The organism is Aliiglaciecola sp. 3_MG-2023 (genome assembly GCF_030548205.1).
Taxonomy (GTDB): Bacteria; Pseudomonadota; Gammaproteobacteria; order Enterobacterales; family Alteromonadaceae; genus Aliiglaciecola.
Genome location: NZ_JAUORV010000008.1, coordinates 38,210 through 54,708, shown reverse-complemented (window position 1 = coordinate 54,708; position 16,499 = coordinate 38,210). Strand labels below are relative to the sequence as shown.

Here is a 16,499-nt window from a genome sequence, read left to right as displayed (position 1 = left end):
CTCCAATAATCCTTATGATGGGTTCACTTCTCTGAAGGCTTTACCGGTTTTTTCAAACTCTTTTCGAATAGCCATAATGAAGTGGTCTTGGTGTATATCTTGTTGCTGTTGCGCTGCATAAAAAGCGGCAGCAACAGCAGCATTTCTAATTTCTCCACCAACCAACGGAAATAACGCGGCCAGTTGAGTAAAATTCACATCTTTGTGTAAAGGCGCTGTTTGCGGCACATGGCAACGCCAGAGGTGTTCCCTATCCGTTACACTGGGCTCACGAAAGTCAACGATGAAATCAAGTCGACGAATAAACGCCACGTCGATATTATTTCTAAAGTTCGTGGCTAAAATTGTCATGCCGTCATAGGCTTCTAAACGGGTTAATAAATAAGCCGTTTCAAGATTTGCATAGCGGTCATGGGAGTCAGAAACCTCTGTTCGCCGACCGAAAATGGCATCGGCTTCATCAAACAATAAAACCGACTGAGTCTGCTCGGCATAACTAAATACTTTTGCAAGATTTTTTTCCGTTTCGCCTACCCATTTGGAAACCACCGCAGCCAGATCCACAATTAACAAATCAACTTGTAACGCCTTCGCTAGCACTTCTGCCGATAAGGTCTTACCCGTCCCAGGCACACCTGAAAAAAGTAATCTAACCCCTTTCGCACCTCGACGGTTACGCAGAAACTGCCACTCATCTAACACCTTGTATTGCAACTTTAATCGACCAATAGCATCTTTAAGTTGCTGTAATTTACTCTGTGGTAGGACTAAATCTGACCAGCCCAAATGAGGTGTGACACGCTTAATACCTTGGGGCAATACCGCGCCAGAATACTGCTTGAATGCATGGCTAAGGTCGCTCAGTGAATAGGACTTTTGACTAGTTTTGTGCAAAGCATTCCACTGGTTGACCCGCTGCCTAGCTTGATAGGGATCTAGAGGGAACCATGCAGCAAGTTGTCCAGCATCAGCGCTAAACTCAGGTAATAACGCCCGCCACATGAGTAGAAGTTCGTTATGCTCAAGGCGCTGGGCGCAAAGATCAATTTTGATCCTTCCTGAACCCACAATATTGATATTGTTGCTAGTACAAATAATCACGCATGGGCAGTAGCGATTGAGTAAATTAAAATCCAGTGGTGAAGCGTTGTGCTGAAAATCGCACACTAAAACAGGGATAGCAGCACTCAGCACACAATGACATGCCAACTGTTTAATTTCTTGCACGCTAAACGGCTCATTAAGTTGCACCACGGCTGATGACCGCTTAGTTTCATTGAGTAGCGCCAGGGCTCGATTTAAACTCAGCCAATTATCACTATTTTGAATTACAATATGGGACTCAAGTAATTTAGCAATACACTGTTTTGCGTCTTCTACAAGGGGGCTTTTTAACCACTTATCAAGCCCCTGAAAACAACTTTGCAGATGCACAGGGTGTGATAATAGCGTGCGGGCTTCCCCTGTATTTAAAGCGTGCCAGATGCCCGCATTCACCACAATTGAACGGGTAAGAATTGGCACTTGTTCTGACAATTCCACTATTCCGAGCTCCAACAACGCCGACTCATTTAAACTAGTGCACAAAGATTGCCGTTGTGAAGGCTCCATACAGACCAACTTGGCCAACAAGGCTGGTGTTGGATAAGGCTGATGCTGAGGATGCAAATGACAAAACAAGTTTGCAAAACCTTCATGTTCTTGGGCCATTCCGCCTAACACCAATAAGTGTATTTCCAAGGATGAAAGCTTCAAGCCGCTAACAAGATGCTGCAAAGGGCTAACATCGGTTAATTCCTCGGTTTTGTAAGACGAACAAGGCAAATCAAATGACAAGCTAACGGACCCTGTTGCGACTGCACCTGGCTTGGCAGGTTGTTGCCCGGGCACATAATCAATTATGGATTGAAAATAGCTATTTAAAAAATCTAGGCCAGACTGAATATAAGGATCATCTTTACTAAACGTAAGCTCTAACACCTGAATTAATTTGTTGGTAAGCAGGGCAACATGTTCCAGTACTGGGCCTCGACACCTATTTAGCGGTTTAGCACTCGCGCTGGAGGCCTGCTTCGGCATCGCTTGTTCAGGAAAAGAATCTTCGGCTGCGCCCGTTAAATTTTGCAATGAATCATTCATAGTAGAACTTCACTACGTAACCTAACCATGGCACATAATCAGGGTTCAAATCTAACCCTGCCCCACGTATCTGAGTGTCAATGGCATCCATTTCAAATACAATATTGACCCACCCGGCTTGATACTCAATGCGCCCTTTACGCCGACATAAGAATTCAAATGTCATATTCCCTTTGCTATTCGGTGGTTCACCTAGGTGGTTCATTAACGCCAATTTAATTTGCTTAGCAAAGCTTTGGTAAGCAGAATAATCCGCATTTTTGATTTGTTTACTAACAGCTTTAGTTGACTGAGCTGCAAATAATTCACCACTGAAAACTTTGATAACAGGGTCGAGCATCCCTTGAGGCAACAAGTATTGACCTAGCAAATTTAGTTGTTCAATAACTGGGTAAGGGTTATCAAGTAAAATGGCTAAATCATGCTGCCACTCAGGCTGCTTTAAAATATTCAACACAAAGAGTAACCCTGCGTATTCACTTAATAAGTCTTCATTTTCTTCGGGTAAAATAGATAGCGACGTTAATTGCTTTGGTTGATTGAGATGATGCACATCTTGCAATGTGCTGGTCTGCAGGTTTTTTGGTTCGCTGCCTAAGCCAATGGCAGAATCAGAGAACATTTGAGCTAGCTGGGTAAGTTCCTCAACAAGTTCGCAAACATAGGTTTTCAATCCTTGATTATTAACGATATTGTGAGCATGGCCATTGACTGAGCAGGCAAATAAAAACCGGATGAAAACCATAGACTTAACATCATTTGGTTGCCATTTGGCGATTTGACTAGCTTGCTGATTGCCCCGTTGATTAAAATCAGCATAGGTACGGCTCCAATTGCCTTTAATCTTTAAGAAATATTTAAACCATTGGGGAAGCCCGGTAATTTCAGAACCTTGGGGTGTATTCTGTGAAGTCAAAAAAGGTTGAACAATCGCCATTAACTCGGTTAAATTACCAGCATATTGGTGGTTAATATCATCCACTATGGCTGTCCAGTTAGGGGCAAATTCTAACAAAACATCCATCAGCGCTATGCTATCTTCAAATGCAATAAACTTGTGTTCGAATAACAGGTCAAGTCTCGCTTCTACCGCTAGCCCAATGACCACGCCTTTGAGTAACCATGGCTGCCTGATCAAATAGGCCTGCCAAGCTGCTTTCGCGTCTACCAAGCTAACCTTAGATTGAGAAATGACCCCCATCTGCTGCCACGCCCATGCATTGCCTAATTGACCCACAGCCAACTCACGGGCGACGGATTTGAGCGCTTCAACTTCTGAGTGGTAATGTAACCATCGATTAGGGTTAGCTGTTGTTAATAACGTCTGCAACGAGGCTTCTAATTCGTTAAGCCAATCTTGGAATATATCAATATCTGTTTTACGGTGATCAAACTCGATTGGCAGATACCAATTTCGGATACAAAGAGTATCTTTTTGTGTATATCCATGCCGGGCTAAGGCCAAATCGATGTATTCACGAAATAGCTGCTCAGTTAGCGCATCTAACCTCATTTTATAATGACGTTGTGATGCACTGAGCTGGTAACGACGTAATACTTGATTAATTTGAATATCCATCATCCCACCCTCGAATCCCGACCCACTTGGCTATTGCCGACGATAGTGCCAGATTTAGCTTGTCCTAAAACATCACTGGTAGCCAAAACAGATTTACCGATTTGCAACTGGCCAAATCCTGAGCTTTGACCAACCACTGAAGACATACCTAAATACAGGCCTGTGCCAATGCGCATGCCCGAGTCCACAGAGCAGAGGTCAAAAACAGTATGAGCTGGCCGATGGGTCTCTAATATATGCTCGATGACCGCGCGTTTCTCTTCATCTAACACTAAAGGTACTATGACACTGAATTTATGGGCGTGGAGTGTAATAGCGTCTAAATAAGAAATTGCGGTTTGGGTATCAGTGACATTTTGCTCTTCGCCCGCTAGGTTATTATCCGAAATGGCCACTTGAGCATCATCGGTTGCACCTATTTTTCCGCCAATACGAAAGCCCGCACCGAGTATCGAATTAGCCCCGAAGGCATCATCTTCGCCTACAAACGCACCACCTAACCCTCGCACTTGATAATGTTCAATAATGGTGATGTTGCGCTGCAAATAGATTTCGATAAAGCGTTTCAACCCAGCGACAGTGCCGCGAAACTTAAATAACCACATGGCCTCTTTAATAAGTTGTCGTTGGGCAATTTCCGGCCAACGATTATCTAGCTCAAGTCCCAATAAGGCGCTAAGCCAAGGAAGCACGGTGAAAGGTGTAGAAAGAGGATCAAGTAAACGATGACGTTCATCTGAACGTTGTTCTAATTCGTCAAAGTTACTATTTAACAGGCTTAAATATCGATCTAGAAAATCACTGGCAGAACCTTGCTCCGCAAAAACCCGAGGCAAACGCCGTAATAAATCTTTGGCTGGATATTCCACTCGAATATTTTTGAGTTTAGGTGATGCATGTGACTTTCCGTAAAGATCGATGACCAACCAGAGATAACGACCAGCAGGGGCACTAACAGGGGCTTCATAGGTGCGCCAGGGTTCATCAGTAAAAGACCAAGGTAGCTCACGATTTTGGCTACGTCGATGTAATTTTTGATTGACTGATACCTGATCAACGGCGATAAGTGAAGGCAATGGCGGAGTAAGATCGGGACGGTTTAATTCGTATTCACCAATATTCTGTGGCGCAGATGCTGCTATCTGTGGCCCTTTAAGTTGCTCATCACTGACGATAAAACCTAACTTAACAGAGGTACCAACCGGTAAACAGGCATCAATAAATACCCTCCCCCAATGACGCTGCATTTCATTATTATCAAGTCTGAAACACACTAACCGACCTTGATTAGCATAGTGAATTTTGGCGACTGTTGCATACATCAAGCCTTTGGCCGACCAATAGACGACTTTACCAAAAGGGTCCAATGCTATGCCTCTGCCGTCGTAATATGACGCTTGCAGATGAGGCATACGGGAAATACTATTAGGCGTTACTCGAAAACGCTGAAAATCTGCATTAGGCGCGCCAGCAACAACAATAATATCATCTGGTGTGGCCAAAATATCACAGGCAAATGGGACCTCAATCAACTCATTTTCACCATCAATTGCCCATATAACGGCTGATTCCGTTCCGCCGCCTGCGAGCACAAAAACCCTACCATCGGCCGCAATTGTGACGCTGCTCAATAGGTCATTTTGGATAGACTCGGGGAGCTGGAGATTCACCTCGACCGGAGAAAGGGTTGCAGTGAATTTTAGCAGTATATTGCTAGGCGAGGTTGTTGAAGTTAAGTGTTGCGGTGTCGATACAAGCGCATAAACTTGATGTCCATCGCAGCTTAAAATAATGGGAGTACCGTCTAGATAAACACAGCGCACCAATTGGTTGTCAATAAGATCAAAAATCACGATGCGCTGATTACCGCTATCGGCAATAAATAAGCGACCTTTGTTGTCTACCACAAGTCCCATAGGCGCAGTTAAATCAGAGTGCTGCTGTTGTCCTGCAAATTCGCCATAGATTTGCTGGGAAGTGCTAAATAAAGACCTAGCGCGACTTCCTTGACGTTTTTCTGACCACAGTAATTTATCTATGCGATTGTCTTCTGGAATAGCGTGATAAAGACGACACCAAGGGTCAAAGGCTAGGCCTGCGGGCTGCACCGATGAAGCATGGGAGTCTTGCATGGCTTTATGTTGCCAAGCCAGTTGCACTGTCTGTTGCTGCACATCTACACTGGTATTATCGTGGGCAACACGCATCCATTGATCAACACCTGCTATCATCGCAAACTGAGTCATTAGCACACATCCTTAATGACTGGCACAGGCACGGCGATAGCGTCAGTTTTCGAAGGCATTATCATCTCTCCAGGATTAAGAGTAACGGCTCCGTTTTCAACTGTAATACCAATTAATTCGGGAACTTCATTCTTTTGCAAATTCACCGTGTTGGAGATTTCATTGCCTGCGACATCCCAGCCGACCAATTGCAGCCCCTCCAAATATTCAACCCCTTCCACTTGATGAGCTGCAGCTTCTAACTCCGCGCTGTGCACGCGACGTCCCAAGGGCCAACCTTGTCCTCCAGGACCATAAGGAGGAAGCGGTGCGAGAAATTGTCGCAACGCTAACTCCACCCAATGGCGAACGGCATCTATACCAAAGCCGTTTTTCACCTTCACGCCAACCGCAATGGCCACAGGCACGTATTTGGGGGGCAAAACATAGATCTCAGTGGTGATCAGACGCCTTGCATCTAAATATTGACAAACACTGCGCAGCTGATTTTTATTTGGAACAGGGGCATTGGGATGATGTTTATCTTCTTTTGGCCATACCACCACGCTCACCACGCCCGCCGATTCTTGTTGCGGTAATTGCGGATGATAACGGGGCAACACTTCAGAACGGGCTAAATCGGCACCGGGAGATTGCAACGCTAATTCTTTAAAATCAGAACGTGTGACAGCCCGATTACGCCGCCGCAATTCACTGGGGATGCGCTGCAATGCGGCTTCTAAGGTTTCAGCATCGGTGCCCCCATAAGCATTAAGGGGGTTAGTCACTTTAACAACAGGATTGCCAACCACTTTGTTAATTGCCTCGGCAGCAACATTGCCTCCCCTTCCCCCTCCATAGCGATAGTGAATCACTCTTACTCGTTGGCCTATTTGTACAACCGCGCCATTAATGCCGGTGCCAAAACGAATTTGTCCAGCTTGCTTATCAAGCATAAAGTGCCGATCACTTTCCGTACTTGAATAAAACCCATCCACTTCCCGCCAGTCCGTCCATCCCTGGGGTTCTTCTACCTGCAATTTAACCGAATTTGCCAATACCTGTTGATGGTTCAAGTTATACACCTGGTTTGGTTGACCATTGCCGGTACCGATGAATTCAGATTTTGCCTGAACGGCTTGTTCTGCCAACGAGGCATTGGCACCAACATAGATAATTTTGCCAATAGCTGTGTCATCATTGCGAAATGCGCGCAACCAGCAAATGACTCTAGACTGGGTGTCATCATCTAAAATTGGTGGAAAATCTCCCACCCCTTGCATATTGATATCAGCGAATTCATAGGCCGACATATTGTGCTCTTCCCTAGGCAGTTGTAAGCGAACAACACCTTCTTTTTCCAGGCCATTAGTGGTGTCACCTTGTACCTGCAAAGGGTAATAAATAGGTTGGTTGTCGCTATTAATTCGCCCCGTAGATATTTGCCAACTGACCGGATTACCACTTGCTTGTTCAGCATCTCCTGGACAGCGAAAAAGTTGAGCAAAGTCAGCACTATGATGATCTAAATCGTCTTCTAAGCGGATCTCTGGCATAAAGCCAATATTGAGTAAAAGCGGCCCTTTGGGGTGACTTAATAAACTCTGTCTTACCAATTCAGTTTCGCTGGCTTTTTCCGCCAAAACGGCAACCCACAAAATTCCATCAACAGAACTTTCCATATCTCTTGCAACGCCTGGCTCATCCTGCCAAATTGTTTCAACATGGTAAGGTTGGGTTTTGTTCGCTTCAACGCTCGCTGCTGCCTGCTGGTAAAATATACCTTCTTCACTATCTTCATCAGGTAATTGATCAATCACTTTAAGTGCACCTAAGACACTAACCGGCAATACATGCACTTCTTGCAAAGTGGTAAATTTTACGTCTCCCGCACTAACTTCACTGGTTAACTTAGCGGCAACACCGAGCAGCTCTTTGGTGGTAAAAGACAAAAGCGCTGTTGACGGATGGGCACTGTTAAGAGGAATTTGTAACAGTCGTAAAAATTCCATCTTGGTGGAATCAGGTATTTGATTAAAACGATAGAGTAAATTCTCCGTTAAATAGGAAAACAATTCGATCAGTGCAATACCCGGGTCACTCGGGTTATGATCCGTCCACTCAGGGGCATAAACCGGAATACGCGCAATCAATTCATCGCGTATCTGCTGGTAGGAACGGTCATCTAAAATGGGTTTATTGAGGCTCATCCTTAGCTACTCCAGATAAAAGGGAAATACAAGGTTCTCTCGACTTCCGTCCTGAACATGAGAATATTGAATGCTGATCATTGCCACAGATGGATCATCGCCACCATTCACATTGACTTCCTCGAGCTTTATTCTAGGCTCCCAACGACTCAGGGCACGTTCAATATCGCGCTGAATTCCTGCCCAAGTAGCTGAATTGTTTGGTTGCATTAAATAACGTCGTAAACCGCATCCAAAATTAGGTCGCATAATTCGTTCTTTTGGCTCAGTCTGTAAAATCATCCAAATTGACTGCCGCACTTTCTCAGCCCCCTCTGCATACGCGATAGTTTTGTCAGTTTGATTGGGTTGAATAGGAAATGCCCATCCTTTACCTAGAAATGCCTTGAGCGGTGAAGACTGACTCATGAAGCCTCCTTACTGAATGCAACTTTTGAGAAATACACTAAACCACTTTCTGGAGTGACCAGTGTCCCTGCTAATTCAGGATGTTTAACCTCTTCATATTCTGTTTGCATTGCCACAAAAATACCCGCCAATTCATTTATGTTAAGACTGCTTAAACCAGGGCTATCCCCCCCATTTTTCATATTAGTTCGCATGTCATCACTGGCATTTATTCCATTGGCGATCATCAACCCTAAATCGTTAGCTAAAGTAGCTTCATCCGTGTAGGTTTTTTCGTTATCTTTGCCCTTATTTACGGTGATACTGAAATTAGGCTGATCAAATTTAGCCTCTAAATCGGGGCCTTCAACCGCCACTTGAACAGCGAGATCGGCTGTAAAGTCAGTCATCAGTTCGACATGGGCTTCGATTGAAGCATCAAAATCAGCGCCAAAAGAACCATCGAAGTCCAAGCTAGCCACTAAACCTGCATCAAACTGAAACGAGGGAGGAATACAAAATTTTAGTTTTAGCAAAAACCATAAATTGAAAATGAACAGTAAAATCGGTAAAAACAGCCGAAACAAAAACATAGCCACAATAAAAAATAAAAAAATTGAGAAGAAACAGATTTGCTGACCAGCCCGAGTCAATGGCTCGCCGCCTTGGGGCATATCCATGTTATCAGTAGCAAAATTAAGGGATGATTCTGGCGGCGCAATAATACGCGCATTTGCTCCACGACCTGGGGGGGCATTGTTCACTTGCTCGCGAATTGCCGGTAAATCTGGGAGTTTGATGTTCACTGGTCGATGACTAGTGCCATCTAAATCAAAATGCGCCGCGATTTGATAACTTTCTGTCGGTTGACTCCAAATCAAATCACCACAACAATCACTGTGATTGGTTTGCCTAGGAAATTGGCTATGATGCCGACGCACAAAGCAACGAATCTCGTAAAGATCTGAATCATCAAACCTAGGATTATTATTGCCATCCACGTCACCTAAACTAGTGGGTATCACTCCAAACCACAGGGTTCTGCCATGGGCTGAATGCTCGGATTTGGTGGGATCGGCAATTAATGGGTACAGAGGGATCACTTGTTCAATCAGTTGTTCAGGTGTTTCTTCAGTTGCTTGCCAGTTTCCTACCCCCTTTAGATCGCTGGGCAACCAGCCTTGCAGCTCGACCTTAATGTCTCCTGTTGCGGTCATTTGAGTTAGCTGCGTTGATATATCTTGCAATTTTTGCGTCAGATTTTCCGTTGTACCTGACTGCAAGCCAGAGAACAAACGTGCACTGTTAGTTTTGAATAGACGACTAATATTGATGCTGTCCTGATCTTCATTTAATTGCGCCGTTTTTGTTTGGATATTAATTTTATTAAGGTCATTTTGCAGTTGACTTCGTTGAGCCAATAAGGTGTTCACTTTATCTTTCAATTCGGGGCTGATAATGGGAACACGACGACGGACTACAAATCCAGCTTCACACACTTTGTCGCGGGTAACCTGAGGAAAGCCAGCTACATCACAATGTAATTCACACATCACCACGTAAAATCGACTGTGGGTGTCTAAATACAACTTTAACGGTGAAAGAGACTGCGCATGCTCTATGGGGGTGATCACCTGATTAGGGTTGGTACTCACAGGTTGCACAAAATCTTCACTATTGAAACGCAATGAATGTTGAGGTTCATCCACAAGATTATTGGCAAAATTAGTATCTGCATACTTTTGGATGATCGGCGCAGAAAAACGGTTTATGGCCGTATTACTGTCGGTATAGCCCCCTAATGAAGAAGGTCGGTACCAGGGAGCAACGAGTTTCCAAGGATGTTCTGCTGTATCTAACATAGCTGCGTTACCATAAGTTACCCACTCCGGGCGTATAGGAAGGAGACACCACGGCGGCACTGGCGATCATAGTGGTACAGTTGATAATGCCGTCAAAATTTGCCACTGGTGCGTGCACATTAAATGCCGCGGCATTGAGTTCCACCGTAGAATTCGCGGTAATTTCGATGGCTCCCGATGCAGAAAATTCGATTTTGTGACCACTTGAATGGGTCAAGGTGATGGCACTTGATGCCTCATCCAATACCAATTCATGGCCACCAGAAGTTTTTAAGGTTATTTTGCTCGCACCTTCACTATCATCAAATGTCAGTTCACTTCCTGAACGAGTTTTTAAAGTACGAATATTATTAGCATCCTCTGGTTGTTGCGGTGGTACAGCCGCACCATTCCAACAAGAACCGATAATATAAGGACGACGCAAATTTCCAGCTTCAAACGCCACAACAACTTGAGAATCCACTTCAGGCATAATCTGTAACCCTTGCTCATCATCAGCATAAGGGGTAGTTAGTGTGCTCCACGCCTCAACAGATGAATCACTTAACCAAGGAAATGTTACTAACACTCTGCCCAAATTTTGCGGATCCACAATATTTACAACTATCGCTGGATAAACGCCAAAATAGCGCTGCCTGCCGCCATCTGGCGCGTATTGATTAGTCATCTATCACTCCTAAAATGCATGCTCTTTTCTCAATAAAATTCAGTGTAAGTACTACCAAATTATTAATTAATAAATGCTCGCTGGGCTTCAAAATGAGTTTGGTGACCATCTGCCAACGTGTATAAATGCTCAAGCTTGGTCACGTAATAACCATCTCCGGAAAACGGTGCCCCCACTTTTTCCAGGCGAATGGTACTGCCTACGACGATATCTGGAGCCCCTACGGAAATCCCATTAACGGTGACAAATTGTCGGGCTCGGCGCTGCATTTCAGCCAAGGCCCAAGTTGATGCCTCTTCAGCCTCCAAAGGCACTTCCATAACCCGTTTAGTAGTGCGCTCACCAAAGGCGTTTTGTAAAATACTGACTCCCGAGCGCCCCCCAGCAATTTCACTGCTAATGGCTGCATCATCTGCCGATTCATCAATGGCTTGGGCCTGAGTAGCGTCATATCCAGCTATCTGCACTTTGGTTTTTTGATGGGCTAGATCGGCACTTATCCGCACCTGACTCAAGTCAGTGCCACGAATCAAGGTCAAACTAGTGCCACTGCGTTTATCTCGGGTTTTATAATGTAAGGTTTCCCCCTCTAACCACACTTCAGCCTGCAGCAAACGAGCTCTTTCCCGCAAAAACGCAAGGTCGCTCATATTGCATTGCTGAATCTGGTCATAAGTTGGCCCACTCGCATCTACCTCACTTTGTAAACCATGTTCATTGGCGATTTCCTGGACAATTTGCTGGTCGCTCATTTCAATATACGTTTTTGAACGACGGATCATCCGTAAATCCATTAATCGATCTTCTGCACAAAAACTGAACTCAGGATATAGTCCTTCTTCAAACTGAATTTCCAACGCACTGATATAGCCATCAAAAATAATTCGCTGCCAACTACCTGCACCAATAGCCACTTTGACCCGTTTGCCAAAATCCAAATAGCGTCCATCTAAATACAATAAATTTTCGGTTTCTTGTCCTTCTACAGGCCCAATGGCAGTAAACCTTGCGACCAGGGTTTTCATGCCGTCCAAGCCCTCTTTCACACTCAAATACACCACATCTCGGATCAATTCACTTATGTCTTCACCGTCGACATTAAATGCTGGTCTGGCATTAAATAGAAACTCATCAATCATCCAGACCTTCCGCTCTAGTTCGTTGTGATAGGGTAAATTGGCGTTTAACAGTGGCTTCAATTTTTTGCTGCTCCAACCAACGGTTGTCGGTCTCCTGTTTACCTTGCTCAGACTCTGGCTGAACCACGACTTCGGTTACAATTCGATCAATATACGCTGTCATTTAGAGGCTCCTGTACATTGGCATGCTCGCGAAAAGCCCGAACTCGAATTGCTCTGGGATTGAGAATCAATAGCTTGTCGTAACGCATCTCTTTGAGGTAAGGCTATCCAAGACGGGGTTGAAGCATTGGAAGTGAAAGGGACACCTTGGGCATGGCGATCAATGGCAAGATCGCGGTTTGCATACACTTTCTGAACACTTTGGGTTTGCGACACGCCGAACATAGGCTCTAACGGGATCCCCTGACCATAGGTCATTGCCCTTTGATCTAGCAAACTAGACTGCTGGGCAACGCCATTGGAAGATTGAGCAACATCTGAATCCTGCTTTCGCACCAGTGGAGAGCGGGAGATTGATTGATTTATTCCAGCTTCGTCAACGGCTTTTCCTGCTACTGCATTAACCTTACTTAACAAATCGTTGCTGATGCCAAATGCCGATACACTCTTTTCTATTTGCCCTTGACTATTTTGTAGTTTCACGCCATTTATCGTTGCCTCAATTCCACCAAGAGTTGAGATTGCTTTACCTGCTGAGTCAGCATCACCGTTGTTTTTAAAAGAGTTCGTTGCTTCAACACTTGCCAAGTTTAGCCCTGAAGACGCTTTTTGGTTTACATCCGCCTCGGCGTTTACACCACTACTCACGCCTATTCCAGGACTTGTATTAGTGTTCGAATTGAAGGCAATTTGACTACCAGCAGCAAGACTTCCGCCGCTATTTGAATCTACCTCCAAACTTCGCCACGCAGCAGGATCCACGCCCATTCTCGCGGCAAACTCAGCGACCATCTCCCCTTCTAAAGCAAAACCGACTTTTGCCCCAGCAGATACACCAACGCCGGCGCTGATGCCCGCACTGACGCCAAAACCTGCACTCACACCAATGCCTGCTGACAGACCGATTCCCGCGCCAACACTGATACCTGCCGAAAATCCCGAATTCGTTCCCGCCCCTGGCAAACTGGAATTCTCACCGGGACTTTGTGCGTTGCCGGTTCCTCTGTCTGCGGGTTTAAAAACGATAGTCGGATCTTGTTCCTTTATACTTAAATTAACTTTGGCTCGTAATGGATAACCGTTAGCGGCAAAGTGTTCCAGACTGACATCAATACTATCTGCAATGCCGACAACCGTAAGGTCCCCCCAATTAAACTTCAATTTAGGCGGTGGATCAGGGTTATTTTCAGGTGTGGATATAAACTGTTCCAGTTGTTTGGTTTTCTGTCGAACCGAAACTGGCGAATCTTGGCTGCCTTCATCAGCAGTATCAAAAACCAATTCCATGGTCAGCACACGAGAACTGTTTCCGGTTTGTTGACGGACTTGTCTGGCAGCAGAACGACCGCCTTCCACTTGATTGGTGATGCGAATTTTTAATGAGGATGGATTAAATTGCACAGGAAAAGCGTCACCATCTTCGGTTTCCGCCTCGTCTGCCAATACCTTTTGCAGTGTCGCCTTAACTAAATTACTCACTTAACCTGCCCTCTAATATTATTTACATGATCAATCGAATAACATCCGCAACCCTTCATGGGCTAGGTGCAATTCTTCTAATGCCACATCGCCACTTTTTGCATTCAAAGATGGGCCACTGACTTTTGTAGGCAAGGCCCGATCAAACGCCCATGTTGCGATGATTGGAGCATCTTTAGATGGACTTGGACGATGCCCATAGACTTTAATAATGCCGTCATATCGAGTTACCGGAAGGCTGCCACTTACCACCGCTTGGATCCACTCCCAAACATCCATTGCAAGCTTGTTATCACTGTTATAAAACATGCCTCTTTTAAGCACTAAATTTTGATATTTTGCGTAGCCAACTTGTTGAATAACGCCATCATTTCGTCCACCTTCCTGAATTTGCTGAACATCCATTTGAATTTCTAAACCGCTACATTCTGCAAAACCACCATCTCCAAGCACATCTTTACCTTGGGTATTTGGATTGGGGGCAAGGTTACTACCAGACTCAATATTGGCTGCTTTAATTAAGCTAATTTCAAAGTTGAAATTGGATAGTAAAAATCGGCGTTCCATTATTTACTCACCATTTTTAACGAGCCATCAGCCTCACGACTAAACTGTAGAATGAGGTATTCCAATGGCTCTGCTGGTGCCACGCCAATATGTGCCACTAATCTGCCCGAATCGATAACTTGGGGGCTATTTAGGGATTCATCACAACGCACAAAATAGGCCTGTTCAGGGGTGCTGCCTTTAAACGCACCGGCAACAAATAGCTGTTTTAAAAAACTTTGCAGCTTGAACTTTACGTCTACCCATAATGCTGGTGTATTGGGTTCAAACACCACCCACTGCATTTGTTCCAACAACACTCGTCGCAACATCACCATCAATCTAACCACACTCAATTGCCGCCACTTCCTTTGATGACTAATACTTCTTGCACCGCTAAGCCATATCCCATCTCGCTGTTGCACAAAGACATTAATGCCTAATGGATGTAATTGATCGTGAAAGCTATCAGAGACCTTTATTTGCAATGAAAACACCGATTTAGCCAGGCGATTGGCGGGGCCATGGGTTAATCCATATTGCAGTTCACTGGCCGCGATAACACCGGCTGCCACGGCTGAGGGATTAATTATTTTAGGTGAGTCACCAACTTGACCATCCGCGTTATATTCATTTACTTTCAACCAAGGATGATACGCAGCACAATATTCACTACTAAATTTAGAACGCCACTGGGTAATTTGCTCTGGGGTTTGTGCCGGCGGTACATCGAGCAAAACCACAAACTCTCTCATTTGACTGGCGAAAGACTCTAACCCTTGTTGTAATCTGATAATAACGTCTCGATCTAGGGGATCCTGAGGATCTAAACGTAATTTAGGCAAGGAAGGTAAGGCTTTTTCAACCTCTAAGGTTACCGTTTGTTCTTCAATGCAAGGTGCAAAATCAGCACCTGAAAACAATTCAGGAGCTAAATTGTGGTCGACTTTTTCAAACGGCTCTGGGGCATACAAATCCGGTACCACCAAAACAGAACAATCTTTCAAATTCGACAGGCAATGCACACCACTGCCAAAATGTTCATCTCCTAACACCCATCGCTTATCAAAAAAATCTGAGTGGGTGATATCTTGATATCGATCTTCACCTCCCGCAAAGGCACTGGGATTAATTGCTAATTGGCTAACACTATTTAGGGAAAAAAGGTTTTGGTTGAAGGGATCTAAACTCTGTGGATAGATCTCACTGAGTAACCAGTCAATTTGTGGATCAACTAGGTTCGAATCAGTTAATAACACCCGCCCCATAAAGCGTGGGTGACTTGGACTAAGCCCTAAGTTGGCAAACTCTTCACTTATACCCGTTGCTTTATCCACAATACTTAACTGACCTTCTACCCATTCAATTTTTGTTGGAACACTGAGTAGAGGTGCGGAACTGAAATCCAATTTCCAATATTCGGAAGCCGTAAGGTCATCGCCTTGGCGGATAAACTGATGAATAAAACGATATTCAGAATATTGCGTACCTGGATTGCTGGTATCGTCATTAACTAAGCGCAATAAACCACCTCTTTCAAGGCCTTGAGTACTGGCAAAACAAATCGAATTAATACTGCTTTTATCCACTAAAAACTCAATGGGCGTTAACGAAATACCTGCAGCAGCGCTAAGTTGATTTCCCCATACGCCCTCGTTTTTAGCAGTTAAACCTATGCTTGAGCCATCAGCTTTAAGGTTTGTGAGCATGCAACTTGCTACGGCATCAAGATTCACTGCATCATCTTCATATTCATGAACAATTCGGCAGATGTAGGCTTCTTGACCACCTTGCTCAAAAAAGTTTGCCACCGCATACACCAATCTTCCTGGCGATTCGAAACCACCATACAAGCGTCTGAACTGTTCCCAACTCGTTACCTTTAGCGCAACCGTTCTGTCTCTTTGTAGCCAGTTATCGGCGATACTTTGCAAGTCCAATGGCTCATGTGCGAACACTTGATGACGTCTTGACGGCCCTTTAGGAGCAACCCCCACAAAGGCACACACATCCATCTTGACCTGACCCAATTGAGTTTGGGTTCGATCCATTATGGATATAATATTGGGTGCTCCAAGTAACACGCCTAAGCCCATTGAGAATC

At 44.7% G+C, this 16,499-nt stretch carries 12 protein-coding genes; all 12 read right to left on the bottom strand.

Annotation, left to right across the window (positions count from 1 at the left end):
• Window positions 1–12: 12 nt before the first annotated feature.
• On the bottom strand, window positions 13–2,139 hold the full coding sequence (locus Q4574_RS10775) for an ATP-binding protein (protein ID WP_303474116.1): 2,127 nt from the start codon (window positions 2,137–2,139) through the stop codon (window positions 13–15).
• Window positions 2,132–3,718 carry a hypothetical protein gene (locus Q4574_RS10770; protein WP_303474115.1) on the bottom strand — a complete coding sequence of 529 codons (1,587 nt, stop codon included), beginning with the start codon at window positions 3,716–3,718 and terminating at the stop codon, window positions 2,132–2,134. The genes Q4574_RS10775 and Q4574_RS10770 overlap by 8 nt, the downstream gene beginning before the upstream one ends.
• Window positions 3,718–5,964, bottom strand: coding sequence for a phage tail protein (locus tag Q4574_RS10765; protein WP_303474114.1), 2,247 nt, complete (start codon window positions 5,962–5,964; stop codon window positions 3,718–3,720). The genes Q4574_RS10770 and Q4574_RS10765 overlap by 1 nt, the downstream gene beginning before the upstream one ends.
• Window positions 5,964–8,153 (bottom strand): putative baseplate assembly protein, encoded by a 2,190-nt coding sequence (locus Q4574_RS10760; protein WP_303474113.1) that lies wholly within the window; start codon window positions 8,151–8,153, stop codon window positions 5,964–5,966. Before Q4574_RS10760 ends, Q4574_RS10765 begins: the two co-directional genes overlap by 1 nt.
• A 6-nt stretch (window positions 8,154–8,159) precedes the next feature.
• Window positions 8,160–8,561 (bottom strand): GPW/gp25 family protein, encoded by a 402-nt coding sequence (locus Q4574_RS10755; RefSeq protein ID WP_303474112.1) that lies wholly within the window; start codon window positions 8,559–8,561, stop codon window positions 8,160–8,162.
• Window positions 8,558–10,402, bottom strand: coding sequence for a hypothetical protein (locus Q4574_RS10750; RefSeq protein ID WP_303474111.1), 1,845 nt, complete (start codon window positions 10,400–10,402; stop codon window positions 8,558–8,560). Before Q4574_RS10750 ends, Q4574_RS10755 begins: the two co-directional genes overlap by 4 nt.
• A gap of 7 nt (window positions 10,403–10,409) precedes the next feature.
• On the bottom strand, window positions 10,410–11,069 hold the full coding sequence (locus tag Q4574_RS10745; RefSeq protein ID WP_303474110.1) for a phage baseplate assembly protein V: 660 nt from the start codon (window positions 11,067–11,069) through the stop codon (window positions 10,410–10,412).
• Between the two features lie 62 nt (window positions 11,070–11,131).
• Window positions 11,132–12,208 (bottom strand): phage late control D family protein, encoded by a 1,077-nt coding sequence (locus Q4574_RS10740; protein WP_303474109.1) that lies wholly within the window; start codon window positions 12,206–12,208, stop codon window positions 11,132–11,134.
• Window positions 12,201–12,371: a hypothetical protein gene (locus tag Q4574_RS10735; RefSeq protein ID WP_303474108.1), complete on the bottom strand. Its 171-nt coding sequence runs from the start codon at window positions 12,369–12,371 to the stop codon at window positions 12,201–12,203. The genes Q4574_RS10740 and Q4574_RS10735 overlap by 8 nt, the downstream gene beginning before the upstream one ends.
• Window positions 12,368–13,849 (bottom strand): hypothetical protein, encoded by a 1,482-nt coding sequence (locus Q4574_RS10730; RefSeq protein WP_303474107.1) that lies wholly within the window; start codon window positions 13,847–13,849, stop codon window positions 12,368–12,370. The genes Q4574_RS10735 and Q4574_RS10730 overlap by 4 nt, the downstream gene beginning before the upstream one ends.
• A 30-nt stretch (window positions 13,850–13,879) precedes the next feature.
• A complete protein-coding gene (locus tag Q4574_RS10725; protein ID WP_303474106.1) occupies window positions 13,880–14,416 on the bottom strand; it encodes a phage tail protein in 537 nt (178 codons plus the stop codon).
• Window positions 14,416–16,491, bottom strand: coding sequence for a phage tail sheath C-terminal domain-containing protein (locus Q4574_RS10720; RefSeq protein WP_303474105.1), 2,076 nt, complete (start codon window positions 16,489–16,491; stop codon window positions 14,416–14,418). Before Q4574_RS10720 ends, Q4574_RS10725 begins: the two co-directional genes overlap by 1 nt.
• Between the last annotated feature and the right edge of the window lie 8 nt (window positions 16,492–16,499).

Excerpts from the sequence above, each read along its gene's own strand:
- Q4574_RS10775 (WP_303474116.1), bottom strand. The coding sequence starts at position 2,139 with ATGAATGATTCATTGCAAAATTTAACGGGCGCAGCCGAAGATTCTTTT.
- Q4574_RS10770 (WP_303474115.1), bottom strand. The coding sequence starts at position 3,718 with ATGGATATTCAAATTAATCAAGTATTACGTCGTTACCAGCTCAGTGCA.
- Q4574_RS10765 (WP_303474114.1), bottom strand. The coding sequence starts at position 5,964 with ATGACTCAGTTTGCGATGATAGCAGGTGTTGATCAATGGATGCGTGTT.
- Q4574_RS10760 (WP_303474113.1), bottom strand. The coding sequence starts at position 8,153 with ATGAGCCTCAATAAACCCATTTTAGATGACCGTTCCTACCAGCAGATA.
- Q4574_RS10755 (WP_303474112.1), bottom strand. The coding sequence starts at position 8,561 with ATGAGTCAGTCTTCACCGCTCAAGGCATTTCTAGGTAAAGGATGGGCA.
- Q4574_RS10750 (WP_303474111.1), bottom strand. The coding sequence starts at position 10,402 with ATGTTAGATACAGCAGAACATCCTTGGAAACTCGTTGCTCCCTGGTAC.
- Q4574_RS10745 (WP_303474110.1), bottom strand. The coding sequence starts at position 11,069 with ATGACTAATCAATACGCGCCAGATGGCGGCAGGCAGCGCTATTTTGGC.
- Q4574_RS10740 (WP_303474109.1), bottom strand. The coding sequence starts at position 12,208 with ATGATTGATGAGTTTCTATTTAATGCCAGACCAGCATTTAATGTCGAC.
- Q4574_RS10735 (WP_303474108.1), bottom strand. The coding sequence starts at position 12,371 with ATGACAGCGTATATTGATCGAATTGTAACCGAAGTCGTGGTTCAGCCA.
- Q4574_RS10725 (WP_303474106.1), bottom strand. The coding sequence starts at position 14,416 with ATGGAACGCCGATTTTTACTATCCAATTTCAACTTTGAAATTAGCTTA.
- Q4574_RS10720 (WP_303474105.1), bottom strand. The coding sequence starts at position 16,491 with ATGGGCTTAGGCGTGTTACTTGGAGCACCCAATATTATATCCATAATG.